The sequence below is a fragment of the Streptococcus fryi genome (assembly GCF_053206505.1).
In genome coordinates, this window is record NZ_JBRUGW010000038.1 from 1 (window position 1) to 16,668 (window position 16,668).

A 16,668-nucleotide genomic window follows, 5' to 3' on the forward strand; every position below is an offset into this window, starting at 1 on the left:
TCCCAACGTGCTTTGTTCCCTGATATTTGGTTTCCCTCACAGGTCAGTTGGGTGATGATAGGCATTAAGGTCACGCCTACTACTTTGCCAAAAAGTAGATTTACTATACCGCCTTTACGGACGCACGTACAATATCAGAGGGCCGCCAGGGAACGTCTAAATGGTGGACTGCTTTCATGCGTGATTGCACGTTTAGACCAGTCCCACCTTTTTCCGTAGAAGCCATAAGAATCCTAACTTCTCCACTATTGACCTTGCGTGAGAGAGAGTTTTTCTTCTCATCGGTATTAGCGTCATGGACAAAAGCAATTGCTTCTTTGGAAATCCCTCTATCCACTAAAAGGTCTTTCAATTCATTGTAAACATCAAACCCTTCTTCTTTACTTTTAGGCGTTCCAATATCTGAGAAAATCATCTGGGTAGCTTTCTCATTTTCTCCCTCACGGTAAATGCGTTCCACATTGTCCACTACTTGAAGAATCTTCTGATTATCAGATAAGGTATAGGCTGGATCAATAAGACGCATGTCAATGGCTAGTTTTCTGGCCTCCCCAGTTATCTTTAACATGTTATCGACACTAGGGTCAACGCTACCTGACTTGATTGCGTCTGAACGGTCAACCAACTCTTCAAGGTAGTATTTCTGAGCTTCTGTGAGTTCACTCTCTACCGCAATGACTTTAGCTTCAGGAACAGGTAAATCAAGCATATCTGAGGTCTGAATATCAGCTGTTTCCTTATAAATCCGCATGAGTTCAGGCAGGTTCACAAACTTCTTAAAGCGTTTCTTAGGTTGGTACTTGTCTCCTGTTGGGGCAAGTTCCATAGAATTCTCAATATTCCCAAAAGCTCCCACCCATGAGTCAAAGTTTGAGACTTGATAGCGTTCTAAGACATCTGGTTGGATATAACTCATCATGGTATAGAGTTCACTAATAGAGTTAGAGACTGGTGTTCCTGTCGCAAAGACCACATTACGATAGTCGTGTTCTCCTTGAACCTGTCTGACCTTCATTTCCATATCTACATTCTTTTTAGAGGTCGTGTTGGTAATTCCTGCGACATTACCAAGTCCAGTAATGGGGCGAATATTCTTAAAATGGTGAGCTTCGTCCACAAAGAGAAAGTCAATCCCAAGGTTTTCAAACTCAATAAAGGTATCTCGATCCAGTTTTTGGAGTTCTTCCAATTGGTGCTCCAACCCCTTGATAGAACGCTCTGCTTCTTTAACGGTATAGTCACTATCACTGCCTTGTTTAATCTCTCGTAATTGGTTCAGCTTATCTTGGATATAGGCGACCTGCTTTTCCTGACTCATGGGGATTTTCTCAAACTGGGAATCCCCAATGACAATGGCATCGTAGTCCCCTGTGATAATCCGTGAGACAAACTGCTTACGTTTAGCTTTGGCAAAATCTTTCTTGGTCGTCACATAAACATTCTTCGTTGGGAAGAACTTCATGATTTCTTGACCAAACTGAGCGGTCAGACTTGATGGCACCACATAAAGAGGTTTATGAACCATTCCCAGTTCTTTCAGTTTGAAGCCTGCTCCAAGCATGGTTAAAGTCTTACCTGAACCCACTTCATGAGCTAGAAGCGCTCGTTTTTCTTCCACAATCCGTTGAATAGCATTCTTTTGGTGAGGGCGTAAGGAAATATTCTGGGCAAGCCCATCAATAGTTAAATGGCTGCCATCATAAACTTTTGAGACTGTACGATTATAAAGGCTATTATAGGTCTCTTCAATCATCTGTTGCACCTCTGGGTAACTAGCCACAAAATCTTGGAAGAGTTCTTGAAGTTGTATTTCCTTAGCACGAAGAACCGTTGTCTTCTCGACATCCATCACATGCTTTTTCTTATCCCCATCTTCCACTTGTTTGGTAATGGTTGGTTGATTGGAATTAAGCAGGTTTTCAAAGATTTTTCGGCCACTATCATAGCGTGACCCAGGCACACCTAAACTTCTATCCGTTGCGGTAGAATACCTAAAGGCAAACTTGGATTGGTAAGACATCGTCCCATCAATCGGACTGACTTCAAGAACAGTTGATACTTCTTGGTCAGTCAGGTCAAAAGTTTGTCCCATAAAGGTTTCTTGGGCAAATTTCCCATAAACGGCTAGAGGAATCCAACGTGAGCCAATCCTATAATCAATATCAGCTAAGGTCACACGTGGTGGTTTCACGTCTTCTAAGAGACCTTGATAATAGACCCAAGGAAAATCAGAGTTGTCTGCTTTAATGAGTAAGTCCACAACCTCTAACTTAGTCACCACATCTCTTGATAAGAAGTCCTGCCGCGACACATAAACCACTTCTCTACCGTTTAGATAGCGTTCTGGGTCTGGAATAATAGCGTCTCCTAATTCCTCAATCAAAGTCGCTTTAGAGTCTGTTTGATAAATAGACATCATGTAATCCAAATCTACACCACGACCATCTGCTAGACTAGAATTGAGAGCGTCAAGGGCAGAAGAAACTGCCGTCACTTCCTTTTCAGGACGAACCAAGGCCTTTTCAAAGGCAAGAGATTTGGTATAGATAACTGTCTTCCCACTCGGGTCAAGATTTTCATCTTCTAAACTCGCAAGGAGCGAATACTTATCATCACTATCAAAAAGGTTACGATTCACAGCACTATTGACATACCCGAAGCGTTTCACAAAAGTATCATAGGTGCGATTGAGATGTCCTAACAAGTGGTTAAACTCATCTCTGTCGTAATCATAGTAGCGCTGAATGGCGATGACCTCTTGGTAGGCGTTCCGAATATCAACCATCCCTTTAATCCGTGCCACTTCTTTCTCTGACAAGGGAGCTTCATAGAAAACCGTCTTTTTGAAATAGCCCTTAAACTGCCCACGTTTGGTGGCTTCTTCTGTCACATACACATCAAGAGCGGTGCTATCGGTGACTTCGAGGTCATTAAAGCGGTCAATCTGTTTTTGCGAATGCTTGGTGTCCCAAGCCTTAAAGGTCCCCTCCTCGTCCACATAGTAGCTAATCTCCTCTGTCTTTGTCCCTACACGAATGCCCTTATGATCTCGGTAGTAAACCGTAGAATCCTTATAACCAAAACTATATTGGTCTAAGCTTTCTCTGATGTCAGAAGGAATCGAAGTATCAATAACTTGTCTTCTCACCACATCAGGAGTGATAAGGATGTCAGAAGGGTCAACACTTCTAGACGCTTTAACCTGTTTAAGAGCTGTCTGTACAGCTTCTATTAGGTTATCAGAAGTGCCTTTCACAGAAAGTGTCCCACCGTTAAAGTTTCTGACTTCATAGCTCCCAAGAACCTGACTGTTGTAGTCCCCATAAAAGTAAGGATTCAGCCAAATACGGTCATCCTTGTCATAGCGAATAGAACCTGAAAAAGCTAAATCATCTGCCACATATCCCTTATCCATATGCTTCTGGAAGAACAACATGTCCGTTGTGACATTGGTGCCTGCAATGGCCTTAAAGGCAGTATCTGGCAAACGCACACCACCAAGAAAATCAGTCGTCTCACGAATATCTTGGAGAATGTTTTCTGTCCGTTTGTCCATGGTTCCTGTTGAGGAAATGATAGCCACTTGCCCACCATCATGCACCAAATCTAATGATTTTTTAACAAAGTAATCATGAATCATATAGGGTTTATCATAGCGACTGTCTGCAATCCTGATATTGGCAAAAGGCACATTTGAGAGAACCAAATCAAAACTATTGTCATTAAAGGCAACAGTCTCAAAGCCCTTTACTTCAATATGGCTATTTGGATGAAGGTGTTTAGCAATAGTTCCTGTAATCGCGTCTAGCTCTACACCATACAACTCACTATTTTCTCTCAGGTGTTTAGGCATTGCCGCAAAGAAATTTCCCGTTCCCATAGACGGGTCTAGTATTTTACCACCAGTAAAGCCATCACGTTCTAACTTCTCCCACATCTGACGAATCAAGTGAGGGTCTGTGTAATAAGCTGTCAAAGAAGATTGTTTCATGTCCGAATACTCTTTATCTGTGACTAGTGTTTTTAATGCCCCACGTTCCTTAGAAAACTTTGGGTTATACTCGTCAAAGAATTCATTAGCTAGGCCTCCCCAGCCCACGTATTTAGCAAGCAGTTCTTGTTCACTTGGTGTGGCTTGACGGTGTTCATCTTCAAGCCTCTTCACCAAACGAATAGCAGCAACATTCATTTCAACCTTATCTCTTGTTGTCTTAGGGTAAAAGTTTGATAAGTCTTCTGGGAAGTGAAAATCAGTGGCTGGGGGCGTCTTAATGACTTCAGAAAGTTCTGGCTCACCCTCCGTTTCAAATATTTCAGTTTTTTCTGCTTCACTTTCTGTGACTGGTTCTTGGGAAACAATGTCTTGATGGTCGTCATCCATAAAAGAAAAGAGGTCTAATTCTTGGCTAGGTTCTTCCACTTCCTCTTTTTCTTCGACAGAAGGAACATGAAGAGCTTGAGTGATGTCTTCTAGTGTCCGTAAGAAAAGAACTGGATTTTGTTCAATCATATCTGTGAAATCATTTTGTAATTCAATCCGTATCAGGTTATTAACGCCTGAGTCCTCAATGGCCATTACCTGAAACTCTTGCCCCTTATAAGTCACAATCGAAGCAATCGGATAGCGTTTAAGGGCTTCCTCTACGATAGGATTTTGAGGGGGTGATTGAGTCATGATTTCAGATTTTGTTTGTGAGATGTGTTCTCGCCATTCCCTAAAGGATAGGTCAGGTTGGGACAGTTTGTCCCTTTCAAAGGTTCTAGCTTCTTCAAGAGTAAGGTCTTCATGCAAGAAGGCGTAGGCAATGGGTCTTGCTTCTTCTAAGTCTAGCTGACTGGTCAAGAAAAATTCTGCCTTGTCATGCGTTAATCCCATCTGAAGCAATTCTGTCGCAAGGGCTAATTGAGTAACGGTTGCTTTAGGATAGCCCCCTAATAAGGCTAGGTCCGCATTCTTCAAATGAAAACGCCCTGCAGCAGCTATCAGTATCCCACCTTGTTGCTCATCCAAGTCAGCTAAGTCTATTCCTAAACGAGTCAGTTTTTCGGTATTTTCAGCCAAAATGGTTTGACCCATTTCAGTTAAGATCACTTCTTCTTGAGGTGTTAAAGGACGTTGTAAGTCATAGACGGTCCCATCAGCTTCTAAATAGGTTAATAGCTCATTGTCCGCATAGATTGGTGTCATTTCCATTTCATGGTCAAACTCCCCACGTCTCAAGTTTGGTAGTTTTGGACGTCTATTTCGCACTTGGTCAAAGTGACTTAATATCTCAAATTTTTGGGACAAGTTTAGATGTTCATAAGCCGATAAATGTTCTGTTTGCCCTGTTCGTAAATCGAGTTGTGATAACTCGTCCTCATCAAGACTTGCAATTATGATGAAACCCTCTTCCCGAAAGGTGATGTCCTGAGAAGGTTCTGGAACTACTTTTTCTTCAACCGCCTCCTCTATTTCCTCTACCGTTTCCTGGGGACTTACCTGTTCAGGTTCATAGGTCAGAAGAAACTGTTCAATATCACGGCTAATTCGGTCAGACAAATTATTGGCCACTCGGTAGACATTGACCAAATTAGCAGCTCTGCCTTTTTCCAAAAGAGAAGCTACCGAAATGGATTGATAGGCGCCTTCTTGGTCTAAGAGCTGAAAGCGAGTGGCTAGGTTAAAGAGGGCGACTTCAATCACCAAGGCTTTCTCATCACTGTTTAACTGAGGTAACTTCTTTAAGCCAGCCTGACCAAAGGTCTGCGTGTAGCTGCTTAGGTCTGTTGCCTCGTCAAAGGGGCTTGCCTCTACAAAAGCAGAAACTTCGGTTTCAAAGCGAACCACTTGAACAGGTGAGCTGACTACTCCTCTTTGGGTTGTAAAATTTTGGATAAGGCTATCCCAATCCTCATCAAAATGGGCTGCTTGATAGCGTAAAAAGGTTTCCAAAAGAATCTGGTCACGTGGCAATCTTGCCCGCAACATCTCAAGTAATTGTTCTTGAGTCATACGTTCCTCCAATTAAAAAGGAGCTGAGAGGTATTCTCAGCCCACTGCTTTAGTCTAGGACCAAGGCTCTTTGGTCTTTTTCTTGTGGCAACTTTTCCATCAAAGTTGTCACATACTGTTGTAAGAAATGGCTTTTCTGGTCTAACAAATCTTTCTGCAAGGCGAGATAGGTCACATCTCCAAAATAATCTTGACTCGTTAAAGACAACTCCTTTTGGATAATGTCCTGCAAGGTCTCTAAGGTGAGAGGCGAATAATCCTCCTCATTCAAAACCTCATACTGAGCAAGGGACTCAGAAATATTGTTGGACGCAATCACTTCCATAATGAAACTGGCTCCTTCTCCTGTTCGATAGAGTTTATCCAAGAGGTCCGTCACTTCTTCTTGAAGCTGTTCCTGATAACCGTCTGCTCTTAGGCGCAGGTCATCACTGACTAAAGACAAGTCATCAATGCCCATAAAGTCTTGATAGAGCCTGTCAAGAAGTGACTTGTTTTTAATACTCAATTCCATGGCTAAAAAGGCCTTAACCATGTCTTCATAGTTTTCTCGTGCCATCTCAGAAAGGGTTCTAGAAATTGTGTCATAATTCCAAGCCATAGCTTCTCTCCTTACGCTGTTGAATTGGATTCAAGCCTTGTTGGACTTCTTCAAGGTCTGACAGTCCGTCACTATCCGTATCACTGCTAAAAGGATTGGTCCCTAAAGCTAACTCTTGAGCATCCGTTAGACCATCTTGGTCTGAATCTCTTGTGTAAATGCTTTTAGGTTCCATCTAGTTGTCCTCCATTTTGCGTTTAGAAAGTCCGTAAGCTAGGCCTAAAAGAAGTCCTCCACCGACAAGCGCCAAGAGGGATTGACTCTCTCCTGTATTTGGTAAGACACTTGCTGGAACTGGTGGTTCTTGTGGTGGGATAGGTGGTTGTGGTGGGGTTGGTTGATTCGGAGTTAGTGGCTCTGGTTCAGGAGTAGTTGTTTTAACCGTATTTGAACTAATGGTGTAGCCATTGACGGTATGTAGTACCGTATTTTCTACTACACCTGAGGCGATTCGTTTCATCTGCACGTAAACATCTGCCTGAAACTCGGATTCTTCTGCTAGTTTTTCAAGGAATTCCTTATCAAAACTGATGGTAACCGTTCCTTTTGACGTGTCGACATGTTGTAGCGTGTACTTAGTCACTTCTGTCCCTTTTGGTAAAACCGTTCCATCTTTTAGAGTGACATCTACCACAGTATAAGCCTTGTAAACACCATTATAGTCGTCATGGTTTTCATCATAATCATCGTCAAAGCGGTACTCGATGAGTGGTGTCGCACGATTACCAGGAATAAGTGCTCCCACCAAGCGGTAGTTAAAGACCTGATTCAAGGCAACTTCTTTTCCATCAAGACTGTTCTCCTTTTGTGACAAATCAATCACCACATCTTTTTGTGGGTCCAGTTTTGGCACATTATTGACCACTGTTTCTGTCACATAAGCCAAACCAAAGACAATCTGATAAGCGGTGTTTTCATATTTCCCACCAGTCTTTGTTAGCTCATTCTTAATGGTCATTGGAAGGGTCACCACTAAGGTTTGACCAGTTTTAACATAAGCCTCGTAGAACGCTTTTGGATCATCAGCGCTTAAAACTTGAATAGCTCCTTTAGGTGTGAACTGGCGTTTGACCATAGCGTCTTGAACCACTTTAGGCGCTTCTGACAATGAGGCATAGGCTTTCACCGAAATCCCTTTGACAAGATTTCCTGCCTTATCCATCACTTGAACGCCATCTGCGTTTAGGATAAGCGCTTCTTCAGGGTAATCATCCACGAAGTAAAAACCTTTTGTAAGAATATCATCTGTCACTACCAAATCCTTGTACTGACTGTAATCCAGAACAATTTTGTAGTAATTAATGGTATTTGGAAGAACGGTCTTCCCATCAATAGACACGCCCTCTATATTGGTATTGGACTTATGAGGGTTTACTTTTGGCACGTGATTCGTTACCGTATTGGTTTCATAGGCTTGTCCAAAGTCTACTTGATAAGCTACATTGTCATAAGACTTTCCTGAATTAAGCATAGACTCACGGACAGTCATAGGAGTAACGATGGTGATGTTTTGACCTTGCGTTACATAAGACTCATAGAAGGCTTGTGGATCTTCTGCCATAAAGACTTGGAAGGTTCCTTTAGGTGCAATCTTACGTTTCTCAAGGGCTACTTGTAGGTTTTTAGGAGCTTCTGATAAGCTCGTATAAGTTTTTACCGTAACACCTGTGACATCTTTGCCATCAGTTGTCACAAGTTGAATGCCTGCAGCATCTGGTAATAGAGCTTCTTCGGGATAATCATCCACAAAGTAAAACCCTTGTGCAATCTGAGCCTTATCAGCCTTAATACCACGGTATTGGTCCAAGTCCCATGACAAGGTATAGTGGTTTTGTGAACCGACTACCATAGGTTTGCCATTGATATCCACCTTATCCTTATTTAGGTTTTGTTTTTTAGGTGATGGGCTTACAAGGGTATTCGTCACCTCATCGGTTTCATAGCCATTGCCAAAATCCACTTGGTAGGCTTTGTTTCGATAAGTTTTCGTCTGACCATAAAGACTATCTTTGACCGTCATTTTGGTGACAAGGTTCAAAGAGGTTCCTGTTTTAACATACTGGTCATAAAAAGCCTGATTGTCATTAGGCATAAAGACTTGGAAAGCCCCTTTTGGAGAAATCTTAGCATGAGCGAGTTTATCTTGAAGGTCTTTAGGAGTTTCTGACAGCGACGCATAAGCCTTGACAGTAATCCCTGATACAGCTTTGCCATCAGGAGTGGTGATACTTGTTCCCTGGTCTACTAAATTCAACACTTCCTCTGGGTAATCATCTACAAAGAAGAAACCACGAGCAATCGTCTCTTTAGAAGACCTATCACCTTTATATTGATCTAAATCCCAGGTCAAACGGTAATGATTAGTCGTTCCTAAAGCCACTACCGTATCGTTAATAACCACACCGTCTTCATTTTCATTGCGTTTTTGAGGATCAATACGGCTAGTGGTCGTTCCATCACCAGGCGTTCGCACCGTCACGACATTGGAAGTCACTGTATAGGCATTTGGGGTTCCCTTATTGATAAAGAGCTTATAACTATTGGAATAGGTTGCCCTATCATTCTGAAGGCTACCATAAAGTTTCGGAGCCACCAGTTGGTAAGTCTTGGTGAGGTCTTGGTTAACCTCTTGAAGCAAGGATTCCTTGGCGGTCAAGGTCACAAAGTTCTTAGCAGCATCAAAGCTGAGGGTATAATTTTCATTTTCTGCCTGCGTTTTTTCCTTGTCAAAAGCATAGCCTGCTGGAAGGTAATCTTCAAAGGTGAGGCTAGTGGTTTTGGCTCGATTTTGAGAAAAAGCGTCTACGGTTAAGGGGTAAATGACCGTTGAATCTTTTGAGACCGTTTTGTCATGAAGGTTCACTTGGTCGGTATTGATAACTTCCTTAACAATTTCAGGAGTCGTTGTCAGACGATAGTCGTGGTAATGAACCGTTGGCACGGTTGGTGCTTTTGGCAACGGTTCTGGCGTAGGTTCTTTAGGCAAGGTCACCTTGGTAAGTGTTAGGCTAGGCTGAGTGACTTCCTCTAATGGTTTTTCCTTAAAGCTCACAGGTGGCTCTGGCGTAAAGGTTTTTGGGGTAAAGGTTTTTGGCACAACCTTAACGGGTTCTGGAACTGGCTCTAACTTTGGTGTCACATGTGGTTTTGGACTATAAGGTTTGACCGTCCGTGCAACTGGAAGGGTATTTAAGGCAAACCAATAAGAGAGACCAACATTTTGGGGCATATCCCCTTGACCAAAGGTCACTGTATAGGTGTTGCCTGATGTAACCGTTGAGACAATCGCTCCCTTATAGGCATACTTACTATATGACGTATCCCATTCTTCAGGAAGATTTAAATCACTGGCACGGTTTGACCCAAGTGAACGAGCCAAACCTTCGTTAGTCACTTGAACGGTTGAACCATTAATCGGCACAAATTTCCCAGATGAATCTTTGACATATTCTAGACCAATGTCATTATGATTGAGTGAGGAATGGGTAAAGACGCCTGGTTTTTCCTTGGTGAAGCTCACTTGTGAGCCATCTTCTAAGAAATACTTGGCTTTGACACGAAACTCCATCTTGTCTGTTCGCCAATTGCCTGTCCCATCATTACGGTAGGCGATAAAGCCTTCTGTTGGGTCATTGGGCACGACTAACTGCACGGCATTAGTTCCAGCTGGAGAAACAAGGTTTGTAATGTCATAGGCTACTTTTGTGATTTTCTTACCATCAAAGCGAGCATTTTGAAGGTTTTGATAGGTAAAGGAAAGAGTTTCTCCTGTTTTAAAGGTGTCATAGACAAAGAATCCTGTCGAATCAAGGATCTTAGAGTACCCACCAAGCATAGCGTCACCTTTTGGAACGATACGATTAGGATTTCTGGTATCAGCTGAATGTCGTGCTTGCGGTTCTCCATTATTCAAGTTGAGTGCCTGAGCAAGAGCTTGAGAGATATAGCCTTCCTCTCCTTTTGAAATCTCAGCTAAATCACGTTTATAGCGCTCCATTTCCTTGGTGTTATAGGCATCAATGGCGTCATTTTCTGTCTTGGCAGCTTCTTCTTTTTCCTTATTACGTTTCGTGATAGCAGCAATCTCAGCTTCACGGTCTGTCACCAATTTCTGTTGGTCTTTATTGTAGGCATCCACAGCAGCTTGAGAGGCCTTATTTTCATCATCCACTGCTTTTTGTTCAGCTTGATTGCGTTTAGCAATAGCTTCATTATCAGCCTTTGCCTTAGCAAGACCCGCTTCATTTTCCTTTTGAGTCACTAAGTTCTTTGCGACAATGGCATCTGCATCTTTTTTCTTTGATTCGTATTCAGATAGATTGTCCTTATTTTGCTTATCAATAGCAGCTACCGCAGAGGTATAATCCTGATAGCCTGAAACCGTTGAACCATCTCCTGATGTTACGGTTTGAGTTGTAACGGTCACATTAGCCAACTGATCTTGGCCTTTGATTTTTGAAACTGTGCTATCCACTGAATGATTCAAGGCGTTTCCTGCTTGAGTAGCTTCTTTATGACTAGCAGCCAACGCAGCATTCCCTTGTTCAACACGTGTTTTATCTTGTTCATAAGTCGCTTTGTCAGCTTTATAGGTATTGGTCACCTGAGTAATGGCTTCAGCCTGCCTAGCAGCATCCGCTTCCGCCTTATCCAATTGCTTACTGGTCTCACTCGCAGAGGTGGTGTTTCCTAAATCCATAGGTTTATCCTGAATGGTCGTAACCCCTTCAGCGGTTGCTTGATTGACAGCCTGTGTCACAACATCGTGAGGAACGGTGACTGTGATAGCTCCATCTGATTGACCAGTTGAGGCAAGGCTATCCGTCTGTTCAACAACTGGAGTTGGCTGAGCTTCTGGTAAGTTGGTCGCAGGATTTTCTGTCAACTGAACGGTTTTATCCAGCGAGGGTGTTACCACTTCGTCAGCTTGTGCTACTTGGCCACCCCAAGCGATAACAGCTATCACCATGGTTCCAAGAGCTACCGAACAAAGTGTCCGATACTTCTTACTTTTACGGAAGACATGCTTTTCTGCTTTTTCCTGATTAACTAAAAAGTGATGATGGCATTGTTTGGTCATAAAAAGTCCTTCTTTTCTTTTGATAAGTAGCAACAATCTGTCACTCTCTCCCCATCATAAAAAAGACGACTTGATTTTGGTATCACATCAAAGAAGGACAAAGAAAAAAAGCTATCGGTAGCATTACCGATAGCTTCTGAAAATCCCTATAAAAAAGGGGAGGACTGACGCATCAGACCCTCCCAGACATGACTAGCACGCCCCAATTCTATAATATCATTGATTTTAATCAATATGATAAAGATGGAAATAATCCATATCTAATCACCATCTATTAAAATTGCACTAATTTCTGTATCAGTCAAATTAAGACTATTCTTAATTACAGTATCAAACGAGTTGCTATCTTTGGATCTCTTTAAAATTAAATCTGGTGTAATACTTGAACTAAGTTGATTCCCTTTTAATAATGTTTGAGGCTTTGCTAACCTTGTTTTTGTAAAACCCATAGTACAAAGATTATCCGAAGTCGCAAATGAACATGAAATTTTATTTTTTTCAAATTTCTCTTCCACTAGGATACCATTATCATAAAATATCAATATTCCTTGCTCAAGTACAGAAATTTTACGTCGAATAGAACCTTTTTGACTTTTATTAGCTAAATCGAAATCCTCCTCTAATAAACTCCCATCATAACATTTATCAAAAAAAGTTTGTGCGGTCAGTTTTGTGAGTACACCTGTTAAGTGTAGAAAATTGTCCTCTTTTGAAGCAATTTGATAATACTTTTGATAGTGAAATTCACTCGAATAAATAAGATACTCTGAATCAACAAGCTTTTCCTTATATAGCTTAGCACACTTTAACAATGCTAAGCGAACTTTTTCTTTAAATGTTACTACCATCAATACTCCTAAGAAAAAAACGGAGGTATTCTACACTCCGCTTTTGGATTTTTCACAGTTACCTCTGCAATGGACTTGGGTTTTCAGTCTCCAATCCGACCACTTGTATAGGTTTCTAGTCTCTATACCGACCCTTTTATCACTATCATAATAACAAAAAATTATCATTTTGTCAAAAAGAACTAATTGATATTTAGCGATATTTATCTAAAGGTTATTGGGAACATGTCACGAGCAATTTAAATTGTTAATTTGCACTTATATCTTTTCCACTAATATGAGGCTATCTAATAGTAAAAACCAGGACAAAACTATCCCTATTTTATACTTCTATTTCGTCGTATAGGCAAAACTAATCGTACCATCGACTCCTGATAACTTACGGAAGGTATAGTTAGGATTGCCATTATAGTTAGTTTCTGAGATAAGGAAAGATCCATCTGGGTAAACTTTCTCGACAAAGGCGACATGCCCGTATTCTGTCGGCGATCCATGACCTCCTCCCGCAAAGGAAATAATCGCTCCTGCTTTTGGTAGCTTACCTGTTTCACCACCAAGACGTGCTGCTGTTGCCACCCAATCTTGACCATTCCCCATGGTACTAATGATTGGGATTTTCTCACCATTTCGTCCTTTGAGTTTCAAGCCCAATTGGTTAATCCGAGCGGCAACTCCCCACGTACATTGCCCATAGGCATAACCCATACCGTCACCTCCACCTGGAACGGAGTTGTCATAAAGGTCTCCTCGAACCGCTTCTAGCGCTTTTGGATCACTTTGGGCGGTCCCACCATTTGGTTGGCTAAAGCCTTTCTCAATTTGGTAATACCACTCCGTTGCTCTCGTTTGACGTTCTAGGAGTTTGTCACCACTATTTCCCTCCCAATAAATGAGAAAGAGTTGGGCAAGACTGGCTGGACTTCCTGAGTTTTTGAAGAAATCTTTTAACCAGTTGGTATAGTAAGGATTATCCCCATGGAGCATAAAATCCAGTTGTAAGCCTAAGTCATACCACTTCTGATTTTTCCCTTTGGCATACTCCAATAATAAGGTATGTCTGCGTGACCCATCTGCTGTATCTGTCCACTGCCCTAAGCCTAAGCCACGTCTTAGAATATTGGGGTACCTGCCATTATAGATAGCTGGACCATTTAGAGACAACCAGCCCTCATCGTCCCAAGAACTATCCGTTACACCAACAGGAGGCGATAAGTAATCACCTTCAGCTCGTTTAGGATTGATAGAGGATTCTACTGACCAGTTTCCTAAAATTGCCGCAATGGCTTGATTGGTCGCTCCTTGGCTTTTCAAATACTCATAGATAGCTTTGGCTCTCGCAAACTCATCGCCTCCAAATTGTCCAATGGTAGGTAGAATGGTCGTTTGGAGTTGAATGACTTTAGGAAAGTAAAAGGCTGGATTGACGTAAACCAGTTTCTCTGAATCATCGTCAACCTTTTGATAGGTCACTTTTAGACCAGCACCATCCTTGGTTTGACCGATCACTTCCCCTGCTTGGACTTTTTGGCCATCGCTCACTCGACCAGTATGGATATTAAACAAGGTCAATTGAGACTTGTTTAGTCCCTTACCTGACGTGATGATAATGTTCTCGCCATCTAGGGAAACCTTACCATCCATGGGAGCCACAATCACTTGATTTTCTTTAGCTTCTAGAATGATATGATGATGAAGCGTTGGCTTGTCATCAATCACCTCATAACCATAACGAACTGTCATTGTAAGCGCGTCATCTTCAGTCTGTCCCTGAAATGGATTATCCAATTCTTGGAGGGCAAGGTAGGTGCCTTCCTCACTTAATTCCTTTAAGTCTTCTCTATCGTCATCAGAGAGTTTGTAGGCAGGCTCCTTGGTCAACTCAAGCATGGATTTTAAAGAATCTCCACCGTTTAAGTCCTGCCAAAGTTGACTGAGATAGGCGTGATAAGTCTTATCACCATTTTCCATGACTTCTTCTAAAGCATAATCTTGATACTTGAGATTCATAAAGCCCATGACGTCATCAATCTTGGTGTAGTAGGTAATGCCAGTGGGGTTGGTTCGGGTGTTTTCCGCATCTTCCCACGTCATGTGTGTATAGGCTTTTGTCAATTCACTCTCATCCTGTTGAATGAGAGTGGTTCCTGAAATTCCTATAACAAAACTCATCATCAAAAGCAAGAAAAACAAAAGGCCTGACACGACCCAAGTCATAGGATTAAGGGCAATCGATGAAAAGAAGGTCAGGCTATTCTTAATCGCATGAATAACCCCTGTTATTCCTGACACATTGTGCCTTCTGGCTTGCTTGAGAAAGGTGTGGTATCGCCTTTGGGGCTTTAAGGGCTTCTGACGGGTGAACCCTTTCCCCTTTTTAAAGTTCTGATGCCGCTCCTTACTATGAGCGGCTTTCGTCTTAGTAAACCGAAGACCTGTCTGCCCACTTTTGACAAGGAGTTTCCCTGACTGATAGGTAAATCTCCCATAGCGTCTTCCTTTAATCACAGACTCTTTTAGGGTTTTGATTCCCTCCAAGTCATCATCTTGAGCGACTACATCAAGTGATTCTGAAGCGACATAGCGTAACCCTCGTTTGACCTTGGTCGAGGGTTTCTTAAACTGATGTGCTTTTTTCAGTTGTTTCACGTCACGCTTAGCTGATTTCACCTCTTTTTCTGCCTGAAGGCGTTCAAGAGGTTTCTCTTTTTGAAACTGAAACCGTGACGTTTTTGATTCTGTTGGCTTTTTCTGATAGGTAAACTTAGAGGTAACAGCCTCCTCTTTTTCAGCCATCTTGACCTCTGCCAAGTGTTTTCTCGCTACTGCTAGGCGCTGTCTGGCTTGAGGAAGCCGATACTTCTTAATTTCCTTACTTTTTAGCCATCTGGGAGACACATAGGCAATCACTTCCTTAAAGGTATCTGTCGCTAGGTCTTTTTCCTCCTGATAGGTTTGCTTCAGAGCCTGACGTTGTTCCCTTGTTTCAGCTTTCTCAGCTCGGCGCATGATAAAGCGTCGCTTAGGAAGGGAGCGTTTTAACCCCTTCTTCTCCCTGCGATAATGGATACGGCTAGCCTTTAAACTACTCTGAAAGGTTTTACGGGCAACCTTGACCTTCTGTTGCTCTCTTGTCATGATTCACCCCTCATCTTTTCTGGATCGGTACTCATGATGTCAAAGAGTTGGGTTTGAAGTGGGATTTTATTTCTAAAAGGAACAACCGTTGAGCCTGCCTTAATCAATCCAGCTCCCTTTTCTGGATTAACCAAGTATTTCTCAAGTTCTTTAGATAAGCCCAAAAGATGAACCAACTCTTCTCGGTCACTCTTAGCTTGTTTTAGAAGTATCATGAACTCGCTATTAGCGATAATGCGTCTGCCATTGGCATCTAATAAAAGAGTTTCCACGTTCTGGGTAATGCCTGTTGGAATGGCCCCATACTTACGAACACGACTCCAGAGCTTGAAGAAGAAATCAGAAGCGTACTTATCCAACAATAGAAGCTGCATTTCATCGAAGTAAATCCAAGTGGTCTTCCCCAGTTGTTGGTTTCTGACCACCCGATTCCAAATCTGTTCAAAAACCACCATGAGAGCAATGGGTTTGAGGGCTTCTCCTAGTTTTTTGACATTGTAAATCACAAAGGATTTATCTGTCGTCACGTTGGTTCGGTGGGCAAACATATCTAGCGACCCTTTGACATAAAGTTCCATATCAAGAGCTAGATTACCTGCTTCTGATTCAGGTTGCTTGGACAATACAAAGACCCATTCTTCCAAGGTTGGCTCTAAGAAATGTTGGTAGGTCAGCCGCGTCACTCGGTCAATGATTGACTTCTCTCGACCGTCCATTTGGCGGTCTAAGAGCTTGCCAATCCAGGACAATAGGAACTCTGATTTAAGCTTGACAGGGTCCTCATCAAAGCCATGACTGGATAAATCAAGAACATTGAGGTAGGTCTGGCTATCTGGGGCAATGATGATACTTTCCCCATCAAAGGCTTGACCAATCAATCCATAGTCGAGTAGGTTAGTGGTATTACTACCACCTTCCTCTCTAAGAACCGTACGTGAGAGTTTCCCCTCATACGGCTCAAGCATTTCATCACTCTTTCGAGCGGCTCTCAATAAATAGTCGTTGACAA

7 protein-coding genes are annotated in these 16,668 nt (G+C 42.2%); all 7 read right to left on the bottom strand.

The genetic code is table 11. The features are described 5' to 3' along the window. Positions 1-103: 103 nt before the first annotated feature. Positions 104-5,995 (bottom strand): helicase-like domain-containing protein, encoded by a 5,892-nt coding sequence (locus ACVRZH_RS08695; RefSeq protein WP_447454906.1) that lies wholly within the window; start codon positions 5,993-5,995, stop codon positions 104-106. A gap of 49 nt (positions 5,996-6,044) precedes the next feature. Further along, complete coding sequence (locus ACVRZH_RS08700) at positions 6,045-6,596, bottom strand: hypothetical protein (protein ID WP_447454907.1); 552 nt, start codon at positions 6,594-6,596, stop codon at positions 6,045-6,047. Continuing rightward, positions 6,580-6,771 (bottom strand): calcium-binding protein, encoded by a 192-nt coding sequence (locus ACVRZH_RS08705; protein WP_447454908.1) that lies wholly within the window; start codon positions 6,769-6,771, stop codon positions 6,580-6,582. Before ACVRZH_RS08705 ends, ACVRZH_RS08700 begins: the two co-directional genes overlap by 17 nt. After that, positions 6,772-11,676, bottom strand: a complete 4,905-nt coding sequence (locus ACVRZH_RS08710) for an SspB-related isopeptide-forming adhesin (RefSeq protein ID WP_447454909.1) — start codon at positions 11,674-11,676, stop codon at positions 6,772-6,774. A gap of 260 nt (positions 11,677-11,936) precedes the next feature. Continuing rightward, on the bottom strand, positions 11,937-12,524 hold the full coding sequence (locus ACVRZH_RS08715) for a PBECR4 domain-containing protein (protein ID WP_447454910.1): 588 nt from the start codon (positions 12,522-12,524) through the stop codon (positions 11,937-11,939). Between the two features lie 330 nt (positions 12,525-12,854). After that, on the bottom strand, positions 12,855-15,659 hold the full coding sequence (locus tag ACVRZH_RS08720) for a phage tail tip lysozyme (protein WP_447454911.1): 2,805 nt from the start codon (positions 15,657-15,659) through the stop codon (positions 12,855-12,857). Beyond that, positions 15,656-16,668: VirB4-like conjugal transfer ATPase, CD1110 family (locus tag ACVRZH_RS08725; RefSeq protein ID WP_447454912.1), on the bottom strand; the 1,013-nt coding region annotated here is incomplete at its 5' end. The genes ACVRZH_RS08725 and ACVRZH_RS08720, both read right to left, overlap by 4 nt.

Coding starts and splice junctions, on each gene's coding strand:
- ACVRZH_RS08705 (WP_447454908.1), bottom strand. CDS start 6,771: ATGGAACCTAAAAGCATTTACACAAGAGATTCAGACCAAGATGGTCTA.
- ACVRZH_RS08700 (WP_447454907.1), bottom strand. CDS start 6,596: ATGGCTTGGAATTATGACACAATTTCTAGAACCCTTTCTGAGATGGCA.
- ACVRZH_RS08710 (WP_447454909.1), bottom strand. CDS start 11,676: ATGACCAAACAATGCCATCATCACTTTTTAGTTAATCAGGAAAAAGCA.
- ACVRZH_RS08720 (WP_447454911.1), bottom strand. CDS start 15,659: ATGACAAGAGAGCAACAGAAGGTCAAGGTTGCCCGTAAAACCTTTCAG.
- ACVRZH_RS08715 (WP_447454910.1), bottom strand. CDS start 12,524: ATGGTAGTAACATTTAAAGAAAAAGTTCGCTTAGCATTGTTAAAGTGT.
- ACVRZH_RS08695 (WP_447454906.1), bottom strand. CDS start 5,995: ATGACTCAAGAACAATTACTTGAGATGTTGCGGGCAAGATTGCCACGT.